This window comes from Streptomyces sp. SGAir0957 (genome assembly GCF_043523415.1).
In genome coordinates, this window is record NZ_CP027290.1 from 299,850 (window position 1) to 320,713 (window position 20,864).

Genomic DNA, 20,864 nt, shown 5'->3' on the forward strand with positions numbered 1-20,864 from the left:
ATGATTCCGCTGTCATTCGCCCAACGCCGCATGTGGGTCCTGCACCAGCTGGAGGGGGGCTCGGACTCCTGGAACATGGCGGCCGCCTTCCGGCTCACCGGCTCCCTCGACCGGGACGTCCTCGCCGCGGCGATCCGCGACGTGGTCGAGCGGCACGAGATCCTGCGCACCGTCTACCCGACCGACGACCAGGGCGAGCCGCACCAGCGCATCCTGCCGATCGCGCAGGCCTCGCCGGAGCTGCCGCTCACGGAGACGGCGCCGGACGACGTGTCCGGCGCCGTCGAGAAGGCCATCGCCCACCGCTTCGACCTGACCGGCGAACTCCCCTTGCGGGCGAGCCTGTTCCGCTGCGGGCCCCAGGAGCACGTTCTCGTCCTGGTCATCCACCACATCGCCACGGACGGCAGCTCGGGCGCCCCGCTGGTGCGCGACCTCGCCGCGGCCTACACCGCACGCCGCGGCGGGCGCGCCCCGGCCTGGGAGCCGCTGCCCGTGCAGTACAAGGACTACACGATGTGGCAGCGCGAGGTCCTCGGCGACGTGGCGGACCCCGGGAGCCTCGCCGCCACCCAGGTCGAGTACTGGCGCAAGGAACTCGCGGGCGTACCCCAGCCGTTGAACCTGCCGCTGGACCGCCCGCGGCCCGCCGAGGCGAGCGGGCGCGGCGCCACCGTCGACCTCGTGATCGAGCCCGGGGTGGCGACCGGGCTGCAGAACCTCGCCGACCGGCGCGGATCGACCCTGTCGATGGTCCTCCAGGCCGCGCTCGCTGTCCTGCTCCAGCAGCTCGGCGGCGGCCAGGACGTGACCATCGGCAGCTCGATCGCCGGCCGCACCGACGAGGCCCTCAACGACCTCATCGGATTCTTCGTCAACACCCAGGTCCTGCGGGTGGACCTGTCCGGCGACCCGGCCTTCACCGACCTCCTCGGCCAGGTGCGGGACAAGGCGCTGGCCGCCTACGAGAACCAGGACGTGCCCTTCGACACGCTGGTCGAGGCGATCAACCCGGAGCGCTCGGCGGCGTACCAGCCGCTGTTCCAGGTGATGCTCGGCGTGCAGAACTACGAGCGGCCCGACCTCGAACTCGCCGGGCTGAAGGTGGAGGTCGAGCAGGCCACCCCCTCGACCTCCAAGGTCGACCTGTTCTTCAACGTCATCACCGACTCCACGGGGGCGCTGCGCGGCGACATCCAGTACGCCACCGACCTCTTCGACCGCGACACCGTCGAGGCCGTCGCCGGACGGTTCGCGCGCGTCCTGGAGCAGCTCGTCGCCGATCCCGGGACGCGCGTCGGCGACGTCGACGTCCTGACCGCCCAGGAACGCCGCCACCTGCTCGTCGAGGTCAACGACACCGCCGAGCCGACCCTGGACCTCGTGGCGGCGCTCCGCGAGCGGGTCGGTGCCGCGCCGCGGGCGCTCGCCGTCGTCGGCGCGGAGGAGACGCTCACCTACGAGGAGCTGGAGGCCCGCTCGAACCGGCTGGCGCACTGGCTGATCGGCCGGGGCGTGCGGACCGAGTCCCGGGTCGCCGTGCGCCTGCCCCGCAATGTGAACCTGGTGGTGGCGCTGCTCGCGGTGATCAAGTCCGGCGGGGCGTACGTCCCGATCGACCCGGACCACCCGCGCTCCCGCATCGACTACATCCTGGAGCACGCGGACCCGGTGCTCGTCCTCGACGCCGAGGCGCTCGCGGGCGTCGACTGGACGGCACTGCCCGACACGGCGCCGCGGGTGACGGTCCGGCCCGAGAACACCCAGTACGTCATCTACACGTCCGGCTCGACGGGCCGGCCGAAGGGCGTCACCATCCCGCGCGGCGCGGTCGCCAACTACCTGGCCACGGCGGGCCGCACGTTCCCGCTCGCGCCCGGCGAGCGGATGCTGTTCAGCACGACCGTCGCCTTCGACATGGCCAACACCGAGCTGTACCTCCCCTTCGTCTGCGGCGCCACCATGGTCGTCGCGGACAAGGAGACCGTCGCCGACCCCGCCGCCGTCCTCGCGCTGATCCGCCGCCACGGCATCACCGCCGTGCAGGCCACCCCCGCCTTCTTCCAGATGCTGCTCATGCACGACCCGCTCGCCGCGAAGGGGCTGCGCATCATCATCGGCGCGGAGGCCGTGCCCGTACGCCTCGCCGAGACCCTCGCCAAGCAGGCCACCGAGGTCTACAACATGTACGGCCCGACCGAGACCGTGACCTGGTGCACCCAGGCGCTCGTCGAGCTGGGGGAGGGCGCCCCGATCGGCCGCCCCATGGGCAACTTCCAGGTGTACGTCCTGGACGCGCGGCTGCGCCCCGTCCCGCGCGGCGTCGAGGGCGAGCTGTACATCGCGGGGGCCGGGATGGCCCGCGGCTACCAGAGCCGCCCCGACCTGAGCGCCGAACGGTTCGTGGCCTGCCCGTTCGGGCCCGCGGGCAGCCGGATGTACCGCACCGGCGACCTCGTGCGCTGGGACCGCAACGGGCAGCTGCAGTACATCGCCCGCACCGACTTCCAGGTCAAGGTCCGCGGCTTCCGCATCGAGCTGGGCGAGATCGAGCACGCCCTCGACGGGCACCCCTCGGTCGCCCGCGCGGCCGTCGTGGTCCGCGAGAACCACGACGGCGACAAGCGCATCGTGGCCTACGTCGTGCCCGAGCCGGACGCCACGGGCCAGGGCGGCGGGAGCGCGGAGCTGCTCGCCGAACTCACCGAGCACCTGCGCCGACGGCTCCCCGAGTACATGGTGCCCGCCGCGGTCATCCCGCTCGACGAGATCCCGCTGAACCCGAACGGCAAGCTCGACCGCGCCGCGCTCCCGGCCGAGGACACGGCCGCCCCGCAGGGCCGCGGGCCGCGCAACTCCCACGAGGAGAAGCTCTGCGCGCTCTACGCGGAGCTGCTCGACCGCGAGAACATCGGCATCGACGACGACTTCTTCGCCCTCGGCGGGCACTCGCTCCTCGCCACCCGGCTCAGCGCCGGCATCCGCACCCGCTTCGGCGTCGACGTGCCGCTCAAGACCATCATCAAGTTCCCCACGGTCGCCGAGCTGGCCGCGCTGCTGCTCACCGGCGACATCCCCGTGGAGCTCGCCGACCCGTTCTCCGTCGTGCTGCCGCTCAACGCCGACCCGGGCACCGGCAAGGAGCCGGTGTGGTTCTTCCACGGCGGCGGCGGCCTCGGCTGGGCCTACTTCAGCTTCGTCCTGCACGTCGAGGACCGGCCCGCCTACGCCCTGCAGGCCCGCGGCTCCGACGGCAAGGACAAACTGGCCGGCTCGGTGGAGGAGATGGTCGAGGACTACGTCACCGAGATGCTGAAGATCCAGCCCGAGGGGCCCTTCCACCTCATCGGCTGGTCCTACGGCGGCACCGTGGTGCAGGCCGTCGCCGCCGCCCTCGACCGGCGCGGGCACGAGATCTCCTTCGTGGCGATCCTCGACTCGCAGCCGGGCGGCCACGGCTTCACCGAGATCCACGCGGGCAAGACGGAGTCCGACTACCGGGGGGAGCTGGAGGAGTACTTCGGCCAGTACATCGGCACCGGCAACCAGGGCGACTTCCTGGACACCATGGCGAAGGTGCTGACCAACAACACGACGCTGATGATGGACTTCGAGTCGCCGGTCTACCGCGGCGACGTCGTCTTCTTCAGCGCGACGCTGCAGGACGAGACCTACGCGCACCTGTGGCGGCCGTACGTGCTCGGGGACATCGAGGTGCACGACGTGCGCGCGGTGCACCACGAGATGCACATGCCGGGCCCCGTGGCCGAGGTCTTCGAGGTCATCAACCGCAGGCTGGCGGCATGACCGGGCCCCGCGCGCACGCGACCGCAACGACGGACTCTCCCATGCTTCCCATGGACGATCGGGGTGGATCAAACATGACAGGACCCGGCAGGTCCGAGCAGGACGGCGACCGGACCACGCTGCTGTGCGTGCCGTTCGCCGGAGCAGGCCCCTCCTTCTTCCACCCCTGGCGGGAGCTGTCCGCAGGGCGGTGGCGGGTCACCTCGGTCGAACTGCCCGGCAGGGAACGGCGGTTCCTGGAGGAGCCGTACCAGAACGTCGTCGAGGCCGCCAAGGCCGAGATCGACACCATCGCCCGTGACCTCGGCGAGGGCGCGCGGACCGTCCTCTTCGGGCACAGCCTCGGCGCGGTCCTCGCCTACGAGCTGGCCCACCTGCTGACCAGCCGGGGCGTACACGTCGAGCGGCTGGTCGTCAGCGGTTCGCCGGGCCCCTGGACCCAGCGCGAACGGCGGGCGGCGGGCCTCAGCGGCGACGAGTTCCTCGCCCGCGTCGAGGAGTTCGCGGGCTTCCGGCACGAGGCGCTCGACCACCCGGAGATGCGCGAGCTGATCCTGCCCGCGCTGCACGCCGACTGCACGATGCACGAGGCGTACGTGCCGAGCACCGACACACCGCTGACGGTGCCGGTCTGCTCGCTGCGCGGCGACCGCGACGGCCTGGTCACCGCCGAGGAGGCCCGCCAGTGGCAGTCCGCGACCACGGGCGCCTTCACCTACGAGGAGTTCCCCGGCGACCACATGTACCTGGTCGACAGCGGCCGCGAGGTCCTCGACGTGATCGAGGCCCAGTCGGCGCACGGGCACTGACCCCGGCGACCCGGAGAAACGGAGACCCATCATGCCGATCGGCGCGAACCTCGTGGCCGTCGCCGAGCAGCCGCTGCTGCTCAGTTACGAAGGCGTGCACGACGCCCGGGACCGGATCGCGCGCCGTGTGCTCCAGACGCCCGTCGTACGCAGCGACGAACTGGAGCGCGTGGCCGGCGCCCGGCTGTGGCTGAAGGCGGAGAACCTCCAGCGCGGCGGCTCCTTCAAGATGCGCGGCGCGCTCCTCGCCGTCGAGCGCCTCGTCGCCGCGGGCAGCCCCGGCGTCGTCGCGCAGTCCACCGGCAACCACGCCATCGCCGTGGCCATAGCCGCCGCCCAGCACGGGCTCCCCGCCGTCCTCGTGCTGCCCGTCGACGCCGCGCCGACCAAGGTGCGGCGCATCCGCGCGGCGGGCGCCGAGGTGCTCCAGGCGGGCACCACCCTCGCCGAACGGATCGCGGTCCTCCAAGAGGTCAGGAGCGCCCGCGGCTACGACGAGATCGACCCCTACCAGAACCTGGACGTGGTGGCGGGGCAGGGCACCGCGACAGCCGACCTGCTGCACCAGGTGGCGGCGGCGGGCGGCGCCCTGGACGCGGTGGTGCTGCCCGTCGGCGGCGGCAGCGCGCTGGCCGGCGCGTGCCTGGCCACCGCGGGGCAGGGCATCGACGTCTACGGCGCCGAACCCGCCGCCGTCCCCGCCCTGACGGCGGCGCTGCGCGCGGGCGGCCCCGTCACCGTGGACGCGCGGCCCACCATCGCCGACGGCCTGCGGCCCGACCGCATCGGCCAGCTCCCCTACGACCTGGCGCACGACGCGGTCGCCGGGGTCTTCACCCTGGAGGAGAGCGCCATCGCGGAGGCGCTGCGCCTCGTGCTCGTCCACGCCCGGCTGCTCATCGAACCGGCCGCGGCCACCGCGGTGGCCGGCGCGCTGCGCCTCGCCGCCGAGGGCCGCGCCCGCGACATCGGCGTCCTCGTCTCGGGCGGCAACGTCGAGACGGCCCTCGTGGCGCGGCTCCTGAACTCCTGAACCTCCGCACACACGCTCCCGCGACACCTCGGTACACGTCCCCGCACAGACACACGGAAAGGCCGGTCATGACAGGGTCCAGGACCTACGACGGGCAGTGGGTGCACCGCTTCCACCCCAACGACGCCAGCGACTTCCGCCTCGTCTGCTTCCCGCACGCGGGAGGCGCGGCGAGCTACTTCTACGGCCTGTCCGAGGCGCTCGCGCCGGTCCTGGACACGCTCGTCGTCCAGTACCCGGGGCGGCAGGACCGGCGCGCCGAGGGCTGCGTCGAAAGCCTCGCCGAGCTCGCCGACCTCGCCTACGCGGCGCTGCGGCGCGCCGAGGACGGCCGGCCTCTCGTCTTCTTCGGCCACAGCATGGGCTCGGTCCTCGCCTTCGAGGTCGCACGCCGCTACCAGGACGATGCGGGCGCCCCGCCCGTCCACCTGGTGGCCTCCGGCTACCCGCCGCCCTCCCTGCTGCGCGGCGGCACGGTCCACCGCCGCGACGACGCGGGACTCGTCGAGGAGCTGCTCCTGGTCGGCGGCACCGACCCCGTCTACCTGGACAACGCCCACCTGCGGGCCGCCATCCTCGCGGCCGTCCGGGGCGACTACACGGCCATCGAGACCCACCCCCGCACGCGCGGTGTGCTCGACTGCCCGATCACGATGCTGGTCGGCACCGACGACCCGCACACCACCCTCGCCGAGGCCGAGTCCTGGCGGGAGCACACCAGCGCGGAATTCGGCCTGCACGTCTTCCAGGGCGGCCACTTCTACCTCGACGAGCACGGCGCGGCGGTCAACGAGATCCTCGCGGGCGCCGTCCGGGGCGCGGCCGGGACGCTGGTGCCCGGCGCGTAGAAACCGGTGGCGCCATGATGGCGCAGCGGTGGTGTCATAACGAGCCGTTCCGGCGCCCCCTGTTTCGGCCTGGTCCTTACGGGCCCACACGGGGGAGTTGTGCCGGTTGTGTCTGGATATAGCGGCTGAACTGGGCGACGGGACACGCCCGTTCATTGGCCGAAGAAGGGGTTGTGCATCGGGCGGAGCGGGGCGCGGGTGCCACTTTGGCCCGCAGTGGTGCCATGGGTGTGCCATGGTGGGATCACAGCCCCCGCAGGAGAGGAAAGCCCGTGAGCCGAACCGTCCCGGTCCCCACCGGCCTCCCCATGGAGCGCGACGCAGGCCCCTTCGACCCGCCCCGGCGGATCACCGAACTGCGCGACGCCCGCCCCGTCAGCCCGCTGCTCTTCCCCGACGGCCACGAGGGCTGGCTGGTCACCGGCCACGACGAGGTACGCCAACTCCTCGCCGACACCCGGTTCAGCTCCCGCCTCGACCTCGGCCCGCTGCACGTCCCCTACGAAGTGCCGGGGATGCCCCCGGTCACCGAGCCCTCCCCGCAGATCCCGGGCATGTTCATCAGCATGGACCCGCCGGACCACGGCCGGCTGCGCCGCAAGCTCATCGGCGCCTTCACCGTCAAACGCATGAAGACGCTGGAGGAGCACATCGTCGCCATCGCGGAGCGGCAGCTGGACGCGATGGAGCGCATGACCCCGCCGGTCGACCTGGTCAGGGAGTTCGCGCTGCCGCTGCCCCTCCTCGTGATCTGCGAGATGCTCGGCGTCCCCTACGAGGACCGGGGCGACTTCCAGAAGAACTCGGCCACCTTCATGGAGCGGGACGTGGCCCTCGACGAGAAGATGGCCGCCTACACCGGCCTGACGACGTATCTGGCCGAACTCGTCACCGCCAAGCGCGCGGCGCCGGACGACGACCTCCTGTCCGACCTGGCCCGCCAGGACGACCTCACCGTCGAGGAGCTCGTCGGCATCGCCTTCCTGCTGCTGATCGCCGGTCACGAGACCACGGTCAACCAGCTGGGCCTCGGCACCTTCGCGCTCCTGGAGAACCCCGCGCAGGCCGCCGAACTCCGCGCCGACCCGGGCCTGATGCCGGACGCCGTCGAGGAGATCATGCGCTATCTCTCCGTCGCCGACATCTTCTACCGTTACGCCACGGAGGACATCGAGCTGGGCGGCGAGACGATCCCGAAGGGCTCCACGGTCGTCGTCTCCCTGCTTGCCGCCAACCGCGACCCGCGCCGCTTCGAGGACCCCGACGCCCTCGACGTCCACCGCAAGGCCCGCGGCCAGCTCGGCTTCGGCCATGGCGTCCACCAGTGCCTCGGCCAGCAACTGGCCCGCATCGAGATGCGCGCGGGCTTCGACGGACTGCTCCGCCGCTTCCCGACGCTCCGCCTCGCCGTCCCCGCCGACGAGGTGCGGCTGCGGACCGACATGAACATCTACGGCGTCCACGCGCTCCCGGTCACCTGGGAGGCGGCGGGGCGGTAGGCCGGGCCGCCGCGGTCACCGGCCGGGCCCCACCCAGGTGGTGAGCGCCGCCCGCAGCGCCGCCGCGTCCGGGGCCTCGTCGACGTCGGCGGCCCAGGCCACATGGCCGTCGGGGCGGATCAGGAGCGCGGCGGGCGCCGGCACGTCGCCGACGGCGGGGACCGGCCAGTGGTCGTCCTCGCTGTGCGCCTCGACCACGTCGACGCGGTCGGTCCAGCCACCGGCCGCCCGCGCCGCCCAGGCGCCGCCGTCCAGGGCGAGCAGGACGGGCCGGGCGGCGTGCAGCAGTTCGTGGACGCCCACGACGCCCTCGGGCGTCTTCAGGTCGGCGTCCGGTACCCGCCGCCCGGCGAGCGGATGGTCCCCGTCGACCGGGTAGCGCAGGTCGAGCGCGGTCAGCAGATGGCGCAGGTAGCGGTTGACGTCGTCGAAGACCATCAGCGCGCCGAACACCTCGCGCAGCGCGTCCGTCTGCGGTCCGGGCCGCACCAGCGCCGACTGCGCCCGCGTGTTCTGCAGGACCCGCTCGGCGACCGGGTGCCGTTCGGCGTGGTAGGTGTCGAGGAGGCCGTCCGGGGCGTCGCCGCGGACCACGGCGCCTAGCTTCCAGCCCAGGTTGACCGCGTCCTGCACGCCCATGTTCAGGCCCTGCCCGCCGGCCGGGAAGTGGATGTGCGCGGCGTCGCCCGCGAGCAGCACCCGGCCCGCCCGGTACCGGTCGGCCTGGCGCGCGGCGTCGCTGAACCGGGAGACCCAGCGCGGGTTGCGCATCCCGAAGTCGGTGCCCGCGACCCGCACCATCGACTCCTTCAGCTGCTCGAAGGTGACGGCCTCGTCGCGCCCCGCCACCCGGTCGAACTCGGACGTGATGACCCGGTGCCAGCCCGGCTCGAACGCGATCGCCGAGTAGTCCCCCGCCGGGGTGCGCCGCACCCACACGTAGTCCTCGGGCAGCTCGGGCACCTCCACGTCGCCGATCAGCGCGGTCATCGTCGCGTCGGTGCCGGGGAAGCCGATGCCCGCGAGGCGGCGCACCGTGGAGCGGCCGCCGTCGCAGCCCACCAGGTAGCGGGCGCGCAGCGGCGCGGGCACGGTGTCGCCCGAGCGCAGCTCGACCGTGACTCCGTCCCGGTCCGGTACGAGGCCGCTCACCTCGCACGAGCGGCGCACCCGCGCCCCCAGCTCGTCGGCGCGCTCCTCCAGGAGCCGTTCGACGGCGGACTGCAGGATCATCAGCGGGTAGGGGTGGCGCGACTCGGACTCGTCGAAGTCCAGGTAGAGGCCGGAGAAGTGGCCGACCGGCTGCAGTTCGCCCTCGTCGAGGAAGCGGTCCACGATGCCGCGCTGGTCGAGGAGTTCCAGCGTGCGGGAGTGGATCCCGCCGGCCCGTGACTCGCCCGAGCGCCGCGCGAGCGGCTCGACCACCGTCACATCGACGCCGGCGAGCCGCAGTTCGCAGGCGAGCATCAGGCCCGTGGGTCCGGCGCCCGCGATCACCACGTCCGTGTCCCAGCCGGTCTCTGCCACGTCGTTCCCCTCAATCCCGGTGATCCCGGCCGCGCGCCGCGCGCCCCGGGCATGGGTGTCTGGACCCTCACGGTCGAGCCCGGCCCGCCACCTGTTCAAGACACCTCACGTCCCGGGCGTGCGGGGGTGCGGAGGCGCTTGTCGCCGTCCCGCCGGCGGGACGAGGCTCGGTCCACGGAACCGGCCCGGACGCTCCCCCGACGGGAGGTGTGTCCCGCCGGCGGGACGGCGGGCGGGCCGCGACACGCGGGACCGAAAAGGACACGAGCGGGTGCTCCCGGTCGGTGGAGGAAGGAAAGACTGGCAATGGATTCGCTCGGACACGACATCGCGAAGCTGTGGGCCCAGCACCTCGAACGCGCCGAGGTCGGGGTGGACGACGACTTCTTCACGCTCGGCGGCAACTCGCTGTCCGGCATCAAGATCATCGACCAGGTGGCGCAGGACTACGGCGTACGGCTCTCGGTGCGCGACTTCTACCTGGCCCAGACCCCGGCGCGGGTCGCCGCCCTGATCGAGCAGGGGAGGGCGGCGGCGTGAGGCTGACGCCGGGACCCGCGCGCGACGTCGACCTCGACGGCCTCGACCTGTTCGATCTCGACCTCTACTCCTCCGGTGATCCGCACCCCGTCTGGGACGTCCTGCGGGAGAAGGCCCCCGTGCACCGTCAAGCCCTGCCCGGCGGGCGGGAGTTCTGGTCGGTGACCCGGTACGAGGACGTCTGCCGGGTGCTCGGCGACCACCGCGAGTTCACCTCGGAGCGCGGCACCACCCCGACCCACGTCGGCATCGACGACCCGGCCGCGGGCAAGCTCCTCACGTCCACCGACCCGCCCCGGCACACCGAGGTCCGCAGGCCGCTCGGGACCAGACTCACCGCCCGCGCCGTGAAGTCCTGGGAGGACTCCATCCGCGCGACGGTGGTCCGCTTCCTCGAACCGGCTTTGGACGGAGAGGTGTTCGACCTGGCCGAGCGGGCGCTGCTGCTCCCCGCGATGGTCACCGGACCGCTCCTCGGCATCCCGGCCGCGGACTGGGAGGAGCTCGTCCAGCTGACCGCGATGGTCACGGCCCCCTCCGACCCGCACTTCCAGATCGGCAACGAGCCCACCACGCTCGCCATCGCCCACCACGAACTGGTCGCCTACGTCACCGATTGGGTCAAGGGCCGCCGCGCCACCGGCATCGAGGACGACAGCCTCCTGCACCACCTGATGAGCGTGCGCGCGGGCGGCGCCCCGCTGACCGACGAGGAGATCGCCCTCGACGGGTACAGCATCCTGCTCGGCGCCAACGTGACGACGCCGCACACCGTCTCCGGAACCGTGCAGGCGCTCATGGAGCGGCCCGAGCAGTTCGACAAGGCGCAGGCCGACCCGACGCTGATCCCCAACCTCGTCGAGGAGGGGCTGCGCTGGACCTCCGCCGCCTGCAACTTCATGCGCTACGCCGTCGACGACGTCGAACTCCCCGGCGGCACCATCCCGGCCCGCGCCGCCGTCGTCGCCTGGATCGGCGCGGCCAACCGGGACCCCGGGCTCTTCGCCGACCCGCACACCTTCGACCTCACCCGGCCCAACGCCAAGCGCCACGTCGCCTTCGGTTTCGGGCCGCACTTCTGCATCGGCGCCCCGCTGGCCAGGATCACCCTGCGGATCTTCTTCGAGGAGCTGCTCCAGCGGTTCGCGTCCTTCGAACCCGCCGGCGAGCCCGAGCACCTGCGCTCGTACTTCATCTCCGGACTGACCCGCTTCCCCCTCACCGCGCAGAAACGGCGGACGCCATGACGACCGGTCCCTCCACGCTCGCCCCCTCGCCGTGGTTCGTCCGGCCGCCGTCCGCCGACCACGCCGCGCGCCTCTTCTGCTTCCCCTTCTCCGGGTCCGGGGCGTCGGCGTTCAGCGCCTGGCCGACCGCGCTCGACGGCGTCGAGATCTGCCCCGTGCAGTTCCCCGGCCGCGAGAACCGGCTCGGCCACCCGCACTACGGCACCTACGAGGCTCTCGCCGACGCCCTGGTCGAACCGCTGACGCCGCTGCTCGACCGGCCGTTCGCGTTCTTCGGGCACTGCTCCGGCGTGGTCCCCGCCTACGAGACCGCCCTGCGGCTCGCCGAGGCCGGACTGCCCACCCCGCAGGCCCTGTTCGTCTCCGGGCAGCCCGCGCCGCACGACGCCTCGCGCGACCGGATGCTCACCATGACCGAGCCCGAACTGCGCGCCGAGGTCGAGTCGTTCCTCCGGGGCCGCGGCATCGCACCGCGCGAGGACATGCTCGACCTGGGCCTCATGGTGCTGCTGCGGGACACCGCGGCGGCCCTCGCCTACCGGCGCGAGACACCGGCGCCGCTCAACTGCCCCGTCGTCGTCCTGCACTGGCGCGACGACGCCGACGTGCGCCTCGACGACCTCCAGGGCTGGCGCCGGTACGCGGACTCCGTCGAGTTCCGTGTGCTCGCGGGCGGCCACTACGACTTCATGGACGCACCGGACGACCTGCGCGGCCTGCTGACCCGCTGGCCGTGACCGCAGGACCGCGGGCGCGTGCGCCGCACGCCGAGGGATCCGGCAGGACCGGCGGACCCGGCCGAATTCGGAAGGACACAACATGAGTGGCGCAGCCACCGATATCGCGGTCGTCGGACTGTCGTGCCGGTTCCCCGGTGTGGACGGCCCCGACGAGTTCTGGCGTCTGCTGGCCGGCGGGGGATCGACCGTCGGCAGGTTCCCCGCGGACCGCGCGGCCGACGCCCGGGTCGACCTCACCGGCCACCCGGACGCCGCCACCCTGACCACCGGCTCCTTCCTCGGCTCCGTCGACACCTTCGACGCCGAGTTCTTCGGGGTGTCCGCCGCCGAGGCCGCCGCCATGGACCCCGTGCAGCGCCTCGGCCTCGAACTCGCCTGGGAGGCGGTCGAGGACGCGGGCATCGCGGCGCCCGCGCTCGCCGGCCGGGAGATCGACGTCGTCGTCGGCGCCGCCCCCTCCGGCTACGACCGGCTGCGCGGCCGCACCGGCAGCGACAGGGACGACCACTACGCCGCCCTCGGCTCCAGCGGCGCCCTCATCGCCAACCGCATCTCCCACCTCTTCGACGTACGCGGCATGAGCCTGGCCGCCGACTCCGGCCAGTCCTCCTCCCTGGTCTCCCTCGCGCTGACCTGCGACCGCATCCGCTCCGGCGCCGTCGACCTGGCCCTCGCGGGCGGCGTGCACCTCATCACGGACCCCGAGTCCGGCACCGCCCTGGCCAACCTCGGCGCCCTCTCGCCCGACGGCCACTGCTTCCCCTTCGACGAGCGGGCGGGTGGCTTCGTGCGCGGCGAGGGCGGCGCGTTCGTCCTGCTCAAGCGGCTCGACCTCGCCGTCGCCGACGGCGACCACCTCTACGCCGTGGTGCGCGGCTGGGGCGTGCGCAGCGGCGGCGCCTCGTCCCGGATGCCCGACCCGAGCCCCGCCGGCCAGGCGTCGGCCGTCCTGACCGCGCTGCGCCACGCGGACCTCCCGTTCGACGCGGTCGACTACGTGGAGGCGCACGGCACCGGCACCCGGCTCGGCGACCCCGCCGAACTGGCCGGGCTGCGTCAGGTGGGGGCCGAGCACGGCCGCGCCCGCCCCCTCGTCGTCGGCTCGGTGAAGGCGAACGTCGGCCACCTGGAGCCCGCCGCGGGCCTGGCCGGCTTCGTCAAGACCGTGCTCTGCCTGGACCGCGGCCAACTGGTCCCCACCCCCAACTTCCGCACCCCGAACCCCGCCGTGGCCGACTTCGGCAAGGACTTCGAGGTCCTCACGGCCGCGCGGCCCTGGACCGGGACACCGGAACGGCCGCGCCGCGCCGGGGTCTCCTCGATCGGCATGGGCGGCACCAACGCCCACCTCGTCCTCGAACAGGCCCCGCAGCCCACCTCCGCCGAGCCCGCGCAGGACCCCGCCGCCGTCCCGTGGGTGCTGTCGGCCCGCACGGACGCGGCCCTGCGCCAACAGGCCGCCCGTCTGCGGGACTTCGTCGCCGCCCACCCCGAGCCGTCCACCGCCGCCGTCGGACACGCGCTGGCCACCGCGCGCACCCCGTTCGCGCACCGCGCGGCCGTCGTCGCCGGGGACCGGGCGGAGGCGCTCGCCGGACTCGACCTGCTCGCCCAGGGCGACACGTCGGCCCGCGCGGTACGCGGCACGGCGCACGCCGCGACGGGGCCCGTCGTGTTCGTCTTCCCCGGCCAGGGCTCGCAGTGGACCGGCATGGGACGCCGCCTGTACGCGGAGTCCCCGGTCTTCGCCGAGGCCGTCGACGCCTGCGCGAAGGCCCTGGACCCGTGGCTGGACTGGAGCCTGCTCAACATGGTGACGGGCGCGGGACCGGCCCCCTCGCTGGACGACGGGGACGCCGTACGCCAGCCCGCCCTCTTCGCGATGATGGTGTCCCTGGCCCGGCTGTGGCGCTCCCTCGGCGTCGTCCCCGACGTCGTCATGGGCCACTCGCAGGGCGAGATCGCCGCGGCCTGCGCGGCCGGCGCCCTGAGCCTCGAGGACGCCGCCCGCGTCATCGCGCTGCGCAGCCGCGCCCTGTCCGCACTGGCCGGACACGGCGCCATGACCGCCGTGGCCGCCCCCCTGAGCTGGGTCGAGGAGCGCCTCAGCCGGTGGCCGGGACGGCTGAGCGTGGCCGTGGTCAACGGACCGGAAGCCGTGGTGATCGCGGGAGAGCCCGCCGCCGTCGAGGAGTTCACCGTGCTCGCCGACGACGACGGCGTACGGGTGCGCCGGATCAAGGTCGAGTACGCGTCGCACTCCCCGCACGTCGAACGCATCCGGGACGAGATCCTCGCGGCGGGCGAGGGCATCACACCGCTGGAGACCGCCGTCGAGTTCCACTCCACGGTCACCGCGGGCCCGCTCGACACCCGCCGCCTGGACGCCTCGTACTGGTACGACAACCTGCGCGAGCCGGTCCGCTTCGGCGCGACCCTGGAGCAGCTGATGCGGACCCGCGGCGGCGTCTTCGTCGAGGTCAACCCGCACCCCATCCTCCAGGTCGCCATGGCGGAGGCCGCCGACGCGCTGCCCAGCCCGCCGCCCGTCGTCTCCACCCTCACCCGGCACGACGGCAGCCTCGGCAAGGTGGTGGCGTCCCTCGCCGAACTCCACGTACGCGGCGCGCCCGTCAACTGGAAGGCCACGTTCGCTGGGGCCCGGCCGGGCAGGACCCCGCTGCCGACCTACCCGTTCCAGCGGCAGCGGTACTGGCTGACCGCGTCCGGCACCACCGGCACCACCGAGGCACCGGCCGACGCACCGCGGCCCGGCGCGGACACGGCGCAGCTCGCCACGCCCGCCGCCGTCCTCGCCCTCGTCTGCGACGAGACGGCGGCCCTGCTGCGCGCCAAGGGCGCCGCGGTGACCGGGGCGGACCTCCAGGCGCGGGCGGCCGAGACCTTCAAGGCCCTCGGCTTCGACTCCTCGATGGCGGTGGAGCTGCGCAACAGGCTCAACGCGGCGGCGGGCCTGCGCCTTCCGGCGACCGTCGCCTTCAGCCGCCCCACCGCCCAGGAACTCGCCCTCCACCTGCACTCCCTCCTCGCCCCTCAGCCGCCCGGCGAGCCGGAGCCGGAGGCGGGCCCCGACCTGGAGGACCACAGCGACGACGACCTCTACGCCCTGATCGACCGCGGCTACGTCTAGGCCGTGACCGCAGCGGGCCCCCTGCGCCCGCGCCCGCACTTTTTGACATGCAACGTGTTCCGTTGAGGGAGGCCCTGGTGGAGGAAGTCGACAAGCTCCGGTCCTATCTGCGACGCGCGGTCGGCGACGCGCAGGAGCTGCGCGAGCGGGTGCGCGAGCTGGAGGAGTCCGCACGCGAGCCCATCGCCGTCGTCGGCGCGGGATGCCGCTTCCCGGGCGGCGCGACCTCCCCCGAAGCGCTCTGGGACCTCGTCGCCGGCGGCGTGGACGCGATGGGCGGCTTCCCGGCCGACCGCGGCTGGGACCTGGAGGGGCTCTACGACCCGGACCCCGAGGCGGCCGGGAAGACGTACACGCGCTCCGGCGGATTCCTCGACGGCCTGGCCGACTTCGACGCGTCGTTCTTCGGCATCAGCCCCCGCGAGGCGCTGGCCATGGACCCGCAGCAGCGGCTGATGCTCGAAACCTCCTGGGAGGCCCTTGAGCGCGCGGGCATCGACCCGGAGACGCTGCGCTCCACACAGACCGGCGTGTTCACCGGCCTGTACGACGTCGACTACGGCCCGCGGCTCGGCGGCAGCGCGGGCGGTGAGGTGGAGGGCTTCCGGCTCACCGGCACCTACCTCAGCGCGGCCTCCGGCAGGGTCGCGTACACGCTCGGCCTGCACGGCCCTGCCGTGTCGACGGACACCGCGTGCTCGGCCTCGCTCGTCGCCGTCCACCAGGCGGTGCGGTCGCTGCGCTCGGGCGAGTGCACGATGGCCCTCGCGGGCGGCGTCTCCGTGCTGCCGACCCCCGGCATGTTCGTCGAACTCGCCCGCCAGCGCGGTCTGTCGGAGGACGGGCGGTGCAAGGCGTTCGCCGACGCGGCGGACGGCACCGGCTTCTCCGAGGGCGCGGGCGTCCTCGTCCTGGAGCGGCTCTCGGACGCCCGCCGCAACGGCCACCAGGTGTGGGCGGTGATCCGGGGCAGCGCCGTCAACCAGGACGGCGCCTCCAACGGCCTGAGCGCGCCGAACGGCCTGGCGCAGCAGCGCGTCATCCGCGCCGCCCTCGCCGACGCGGGCCTGGGTGTCACCGACGTGGACGCGGTCGAGGCGCACGGCACCGGCACCCGCCTCGGCGACCCCATCGAGGCCGAGGCGCTGCTCGCCACCTACGGCCAGGACCGCGAGGGCCGCGACCCGCTGTGGCTCGGCTCCCTGAAGTCGAACCTCGGCCACACGCAGGCGGCCGCGGGCGTCGGCGGCCTCATCAAGATGGTCATGGCGATGCGCCACGGTGTGCTGCCCAGAACCCTGCACGTGGACCGCCCGTCCTCGCACGTCGACTGGGAGTCGGGCGCCGTCGAGCTGCTCACCGAATCCCGCGACTGGACCACCCCCGGGGACCGGCCGCGCCGCGCGGGCGTCTCCGGGTTCGGCATCAGCGGCACCAACGCACACGTCATCCTCGAACAGGCCCCCGCCCCGCAGGCGTCCGAGGAGGCCCCGCGCCTGCTCACCGACTGCGGCCCGTCCGTGCCCTGGGTGCTGTCCGCCCGCTCCGGACAGGCGCTGCGCCACCAGGCGGAGCGGCTGCACGCCGCACTGGCCGCCGACCCGGACGTGCCCGCCGCCGCCGTGGGGCACGCCCTGGTGACGACCCGCTCGCGCTTCGACCACCGCCAGGTCGTCATCGGCACCGGCCGCGAGGACCTGCTCGCCGCCCTTGCCGCCGTCGCCGCGGGTGACGAACCCGGCGCCGCCGCCGTGTCCGGCACCGCCCGGACGCTCGGCAAGACCGTGTTCGTCTTCCCCGGCCAGGGCGGCCAGTGGCTCGCGATGGGCCGGGAACTGTACGAGACGTCACCGGTGTTCGCCGATCAACTGCGCGCCTGCGCGGACGCGTTGGAGCCGTGGATCTCCTGGCCGCTGATCGACACCGTGTGCGGCGGGCCCGACGCGGCCGACCTCGCGGACATCGACGTCGTCCAGCCCGCGCTGTTCGCGGTGATGGTCTCCCTCGCCCAGGTGTGGCGCTCGCTCGGCGTGACCCCGGACGTGGTGATCGGCCACTCCCAGGGCGAGATCGCCGCCGCCTACGTGGCGGGCGCCCTCACGCTCCAGGACGCCGCCAAGATCGTCGCCCTGCGCTCCCGGCTCCTCGCCACCGTCGCCGGGCAGGGCACCATGGCCGGGATCCTGCTGCCGCAGGAGCGGGTGCGGGAGATGCTGGCCGGCCAGGAGGCCCGGATCGGGATCGCCGCGGTCAACGGGCCGAACGCGACGACGGTCTCGGGCGAGAGCGCGGCGGTCGAGGAACTCGTCGCCGCCTGCCAGGCCGAGGGCGCCCGCGCCCGCGCCATCAAGTCCAGCGTGCCCGGCCACTCACCGCTCATGGACCGCTTCGACGGCCGCCTCCAGCAGGAGCTGGGCCGGATCTCGCCGCGGCCGACCCCGGTGACGATCTACTCGACCGTGACCGGCGACGTCATCGACCCCGCCGCGCTCGACGCCGGCTACTGGTACCGCAACCTGCGCGAACCGGTCCAGTTCGGCACCGCCATGGGCCGCCTGGTCGAGCGGGAGCGCGACAGCGTCGCCGTCGAGGTCAGCCCGCACCCGCTGCTCGTCATGAACATCCAGGAGATGTACGACGAGACCCCCGGCGCCACCGGTCTCGCGGTGGGCACGCTGCGCCGCGACGCGGGCGGACTCACCCGCGTCCACGAGTCGGCCGCCGAGGCGTTCGTGGCGGGCCTGGACGTGGCCTGGCGGCAGGTGTTCGCACCGCGCGACAACGAGGCGGCCGAGCCGGTCGCCCTGCCCACCTACCCCTTCCAGCGCCGCCGCTACTGGATCGACACCCCCGAGGAGACCACCGCCGCCCGCACCTCGGACCACCCGCTCCTCGACGCCGTGATCGACCTGCCCGGCGAAGGCCCGGACGGCTCCGGCGGCGTCGTCGCCAGTGGCCGCCTCTCCCTCGAACGCCACCCGTGGCTCGGCGAACACGTCGTCCACGGCGCCGTCCTCCTGCCGCCGGGCGTCCTCGCGGAACTCGCCGCCTGGGCCGCGCACCGCGCCGGACGCGACACCGTCGGCGAACTCACCCTGGAGACACCCCTCGTCCTCTCCCGCACCGCCGAGCGCGAACTGCGGGTCGCCGTCGACGCCGGGCACACCCTCACCGTGCACTCGCGCGCCGAGGGCGAGAGCACGTGGACCCGCAACGCCGTCGGCACCGCCACCACGACCGCCCCCGCCGCCGAGGGCCTCACCGCCTGGCCGCCCCCGGGCGCGGACCTCGTGCCCTTCGAGGACGAGTACACCCGGCTCGCCGCCCTCGGCTTCGCCCACGGCCCGCAGCTGCGCGGCCTCACGCAGGTGTGGCGGCGCGGCGAGACCCTGTACGCGGAGGTCGAACTCCCCGACGGGCACGGCACGGACCAGAGCCGCTTCCGGCTCCACCCGGCGCTGCTGCACGCAGCGCTCCTGCCGCTCGGGCTCGGCGCCTTCGTCGACCCCGGCCGGGCCGGCGGCTGGCTGCCGCGGCGCTGCACCGGCCTGCGCATCGGCCCCGGGCGGGCGTCGGCGCTGCGCGTCCGCCTCGCCCCCGCGGGCGACCGCACCCTGTCGGTGACGCTCGCGGACCAGGACGGCGCGCCGGTCGGCTCCATCGAGGCGCTGACCCTGGCCCCGGCCGACGTGGCACAGCTGGCCGAGCTGAGCTTCGACCGGCAGGACGCCCTGTTCCGCGTGGACTGGGCCCCCGTACCGACGCCGGACGGTGGAACCGGGGCGCCGTTCGCGGTCCTGGGCGCACCGGGCACGGCCCCGCAAGGCGCGGACACTCACCAGGACCTCGACGAACTCGCGGCCAGCCAACGGGAGTTGCCCCCGGTCGTCCTCGCGTACGTCGACAGCGCGCTCGCGGGCGAAGGGCCGCTCGGCGGCGACGTCCCCGGCACCGTCGAGCGCACGCTCCACGGCGTCCTCGGCCTGACCCGGCGCTGGCTGACCGACGAGCGGTTCGCCGGATCGCGCCTCGCCCTCGTCACCGGGAACGCCCTCCACTACGACGCCGCGGGCCGCCGTCCCGACCCCGCCGCGGCAGCCGTCTGGGGCTTCGTACGGTCCGCCCAGACCGAGCACCCGGGCCGCCTCACCCTCATCGACACCGACGGGCAGGAAGCCTCGCTCGCCCTCGTCCCGGCGGCCGCCGCCACCGGCGACGCGCAGCTCAGGATCGGCTCCGGCGCCCTGAGCGCGCCGCGCCTCGCACCCGCCGCCACCCGGCCCGCGCACGAGGCGCCCGAGTTCGGCACCGGCTCCGTACTGATCACCGGCGGCACCAGCGGCCTCGGCGCGATGCTCGCCCGGCACCTCGTCGCCCGGCACGACGTGCGCAGCCTCGTGCTCAGCAGCAGGCGCGGCCCGGACGCCCCCGCGGCGGCGGCGCTGCGCGAGGAGCTGACGGCGGCCGGCGCCAGGGTCGAGATCGTCGCCTGCGACACGACGGACCGCGACGCCGTGGCCGCCCTGCTCGCCGCCGTACCCGGCGAGCACCCGCTGACGGCGGTCGTGCACTGTGCGGGGATGCTCGACGACGGCGTCGTCGAGGCCATGACCGAGGAGCGCGTCGACGCGGTCCTCGCCCCGAAGGTGCGCGGCGCCTGGCACCTGCACGAGCTGACGAAGGACCTGGAGCTCACCGCGTTCGTCCTGTACTCCTCGATCGCGGGCGTCTTCGGCACCGCGGGCCAGGCCAACTACGCGGCGGCCAACGCCTTCCTCGACGCACTGGCCGAGGCGCGCCGCGCCGAGGGGCTGCCCGCCACCTCGATGTGCTGGGGCTTCTGGGCCGAGCGCAGCGAGATGAGCGCCGACCTCGGCGCCGCGGACATCGCCCGGATGCGGCGCCAGGGCCTGCGCCCGCTGGCCTCGGCGGAAGGGCTCGCGCTCTTCGACGCGGCCGTCACGGCGGGCGACCCGGTCGTGGTGCCGGTCCGCCTCGACCTCACGGCGCCCGGCGACATGGCCTCGCCGCTGCTGCGCGCCCTGGCCGCCTCGTCCGCCGCGTCCGCCGCGCCCGGCGGGACGGCCGACGCGAAGCCCACCGGCGCCGCGCTCAGCGAACAGCTGACGTCGCTGTCGCCCGAGGAGGCGCAGGCGCTGCTCCTGGAGACCGTGCGCACCCAGACCGCGCTCGTCCTCGGCCACGCCGAGGCCGCGCGCGTCAGCGCCACCGAACCCTTCAGGAAGCTCGGCGTCGACTCGCTCACCGCGCTCGAACTGCGCAAGAGGCTGACGGCGGCGACCGGCCTGAAACTGCCCGCCACGCTCGTCTTCGACCACCCGAACCCGGCCGCCGTCGCCGGACTCCTCGCCGAGCGCCTCACCCGGCGCCCCGACGCGGAAGCCGTCGCCGACCCCGGCACGGAGGCCCCGGCGGAGCACCTCGTCAAGGAGATCGAAGGGCTCGGCGCCCGGCTCGAAGGGGCGTTCGCCCGACTCGCCCAGGACGAGCGCACGACCATTTCCACGCTGCTCGGCGAGTTGCAGGGCCGCGTCCGTTCGCTGGCGGGCGACCAAGCGCCCACCACCGTCGTCGACCAGATCAGTTCGGCCTCCGCGGGGGACCTCCTCGCGCTGCTGGACAAAGAGCTCGGCTAGGGGAGC

General features: G+C 74.1%; 11 protein-coding genes. 10 read left to right on the plus strand and 1 reads right to left on the minus strand.

The genetic code is table 11. The annotated features are described in order from the left end of the window. The 5 genes from C1N81_RS01730 (at window position 1) to C1N81_RS01750 (ending at window position 7,996) form a co-directional block, all read left to right on the plus strand. The gene (locus C1N81_RS01730; protein ID WP_394425976.1) at window positions 1-3,807 is read left to right on the plus strand and encodes a non-ribosomal peptide synthetase; all 3,807 of its coding nucleotides are present in this window, start codon (window positions 1-3) and stop codon (window positions 3,805-3,807) included. Between the two features lie 74 nt (window positions 3,808-3,881). After that, window positions 3,882-4,616, plus strand: coding sequence for a thioesterase II family protein (locus tag C1N81_RS01735; protein ID WP_394425978.1), 735 nt, complete (start codon window positions 3,882-3,884; stop codon window positions 4,614-4,616). Between the two features lie 31 nt (window positions 4,617-4,647). After that, window positions 4,648-5,649 (plus strand): threonine ammonia-lyase, encoded by a 1,002-nt coding sequence (locus C1N81_RS01740; protein ID WP_394425980.1) that lies wholly within the window; start codon window positions 4,648-4,650, stop codon window positions 5,647-5,649. A gap of 68 nt (window positions 5,650-5,717) precedes the next feature. Further along, window positions 5,718-6,497: a thioesterase II family protein gene (locus C1N81_RS01745; RefSeq protein WP_394425982.1), complete on the plus strand. Its 780-nt coding sequence runs from the start codon at window positions 5,718-5,720 to the stop codon at window positions 6,495-6,497. Window positions 6,498-6,769: 272 nt separating this feature from the next. Then, window positions 6,770-7,996: a cytochrome P450 gene (locus C1N81_RS01750; protein WP_394425984.1), complete on the plus strand. Its 1,227-nt coding sequence runs from the start codon at window positions 6,770-6,772 to the stop codon at window positions 7,994-7,996. Between the two features lie 15 nt (window positions 7,997-8,011). On the opposite strand, the gene C1N81_RS01755 is transcribed toward C1N81_RS01750, so the two are convergent. Further along, window positions 8,012-9,523 (minus strand): FAD-dependent monooxygenase, encoded by a 1,512-nt coding sequence (locus C1N81_RS01755; RefSeq protein WP_394425986.1) that lies wholly within the window; start codon window positions 9,521-9,523, stop codon window positions 8,012-8,014. A 306-nt stretch (window positions 9,524-9,829) separates the two neighbouring features. Here C1N81_RS01755 and C1N81_RS01760 point away from each other — a divergent pair, with 306 nt between their 5' ends. The 5 genes from C1N81_RS01760 to C1N81_RS01780 all read left to right on the plus strand — a co-directional run bounded on the left by C1N81_RS01760 (window position 9,830) and on the right by C1N81_RS01780 (window position 20,858). Further along, window positions 9,830-10,063, plus strand: coding sequence for a phosphopantetheine-binding protein (locus C1N81_RS01760; RefSeq protein ID WP_394425988.1), 234 nt, complete (start codon window positions 9,830-9,832; stop codon window positions 10,061-10,063). Beyond that, the gene (locus tag C1N81_RS01765) at window positions 10,060-11,310 is read left to right on the plus strand and encodes a cytochrome P450 (protein ID WP_394425990.1); all 1,251 of its coding nucleotides are present in this window, start codon (window positions 10,060-10,062) and stop codon (window positions 11,308-11,310) included. The genes C1N81_RS01760 and C1N81_RS01765 overlap by 4 nt, the downstream gene beginning before the upstream one ends. Beyond that, complete coding sequence (locus C1N81_RS01770) at window positions 11,307-12,047, plus strand: thioesterase II family protein (RefSeq protein ID WP_394425992.1); 741 nt, start codon at window positions 11,307-11,309, stop codon at window positions 12,045-12,047. The genes C1N81_RS01765 and C1N81_RS01770 overlap by 4 nt, the downstream gene beginning before the upstream one ends. Before the next feature lie 82 nt (window positions 12,048-12,129). Then, window positions 12,130-15,201, plus strand: a complete 3,072-nt coding sequence (locus C1N81_RS01775) for a type I polyketide synthase (protein ID WP_394425994.1) — start codon at window positions 12,130-12,132, stop codon at window positions 15,199-15,201. Between the two features lie 77 nt (window positions 15,202-15,278). Further along, window positions 15,279-20,858 carry an SDR family NAD(P)-dependent oxidoreductase gene (locus C1N81_RS01780; RefSeq protein WP_394425996.1) on the plus strand — a complete coding sequence of 1,860 codons (5,580 nt, stop codon included), beginning with the start codon at window positions 15,279-15,281 and terminating at the stop codon, window positions 20,856-20,858. Window positions 20,859-20,864: the final 6 nt, after the last annotated feature.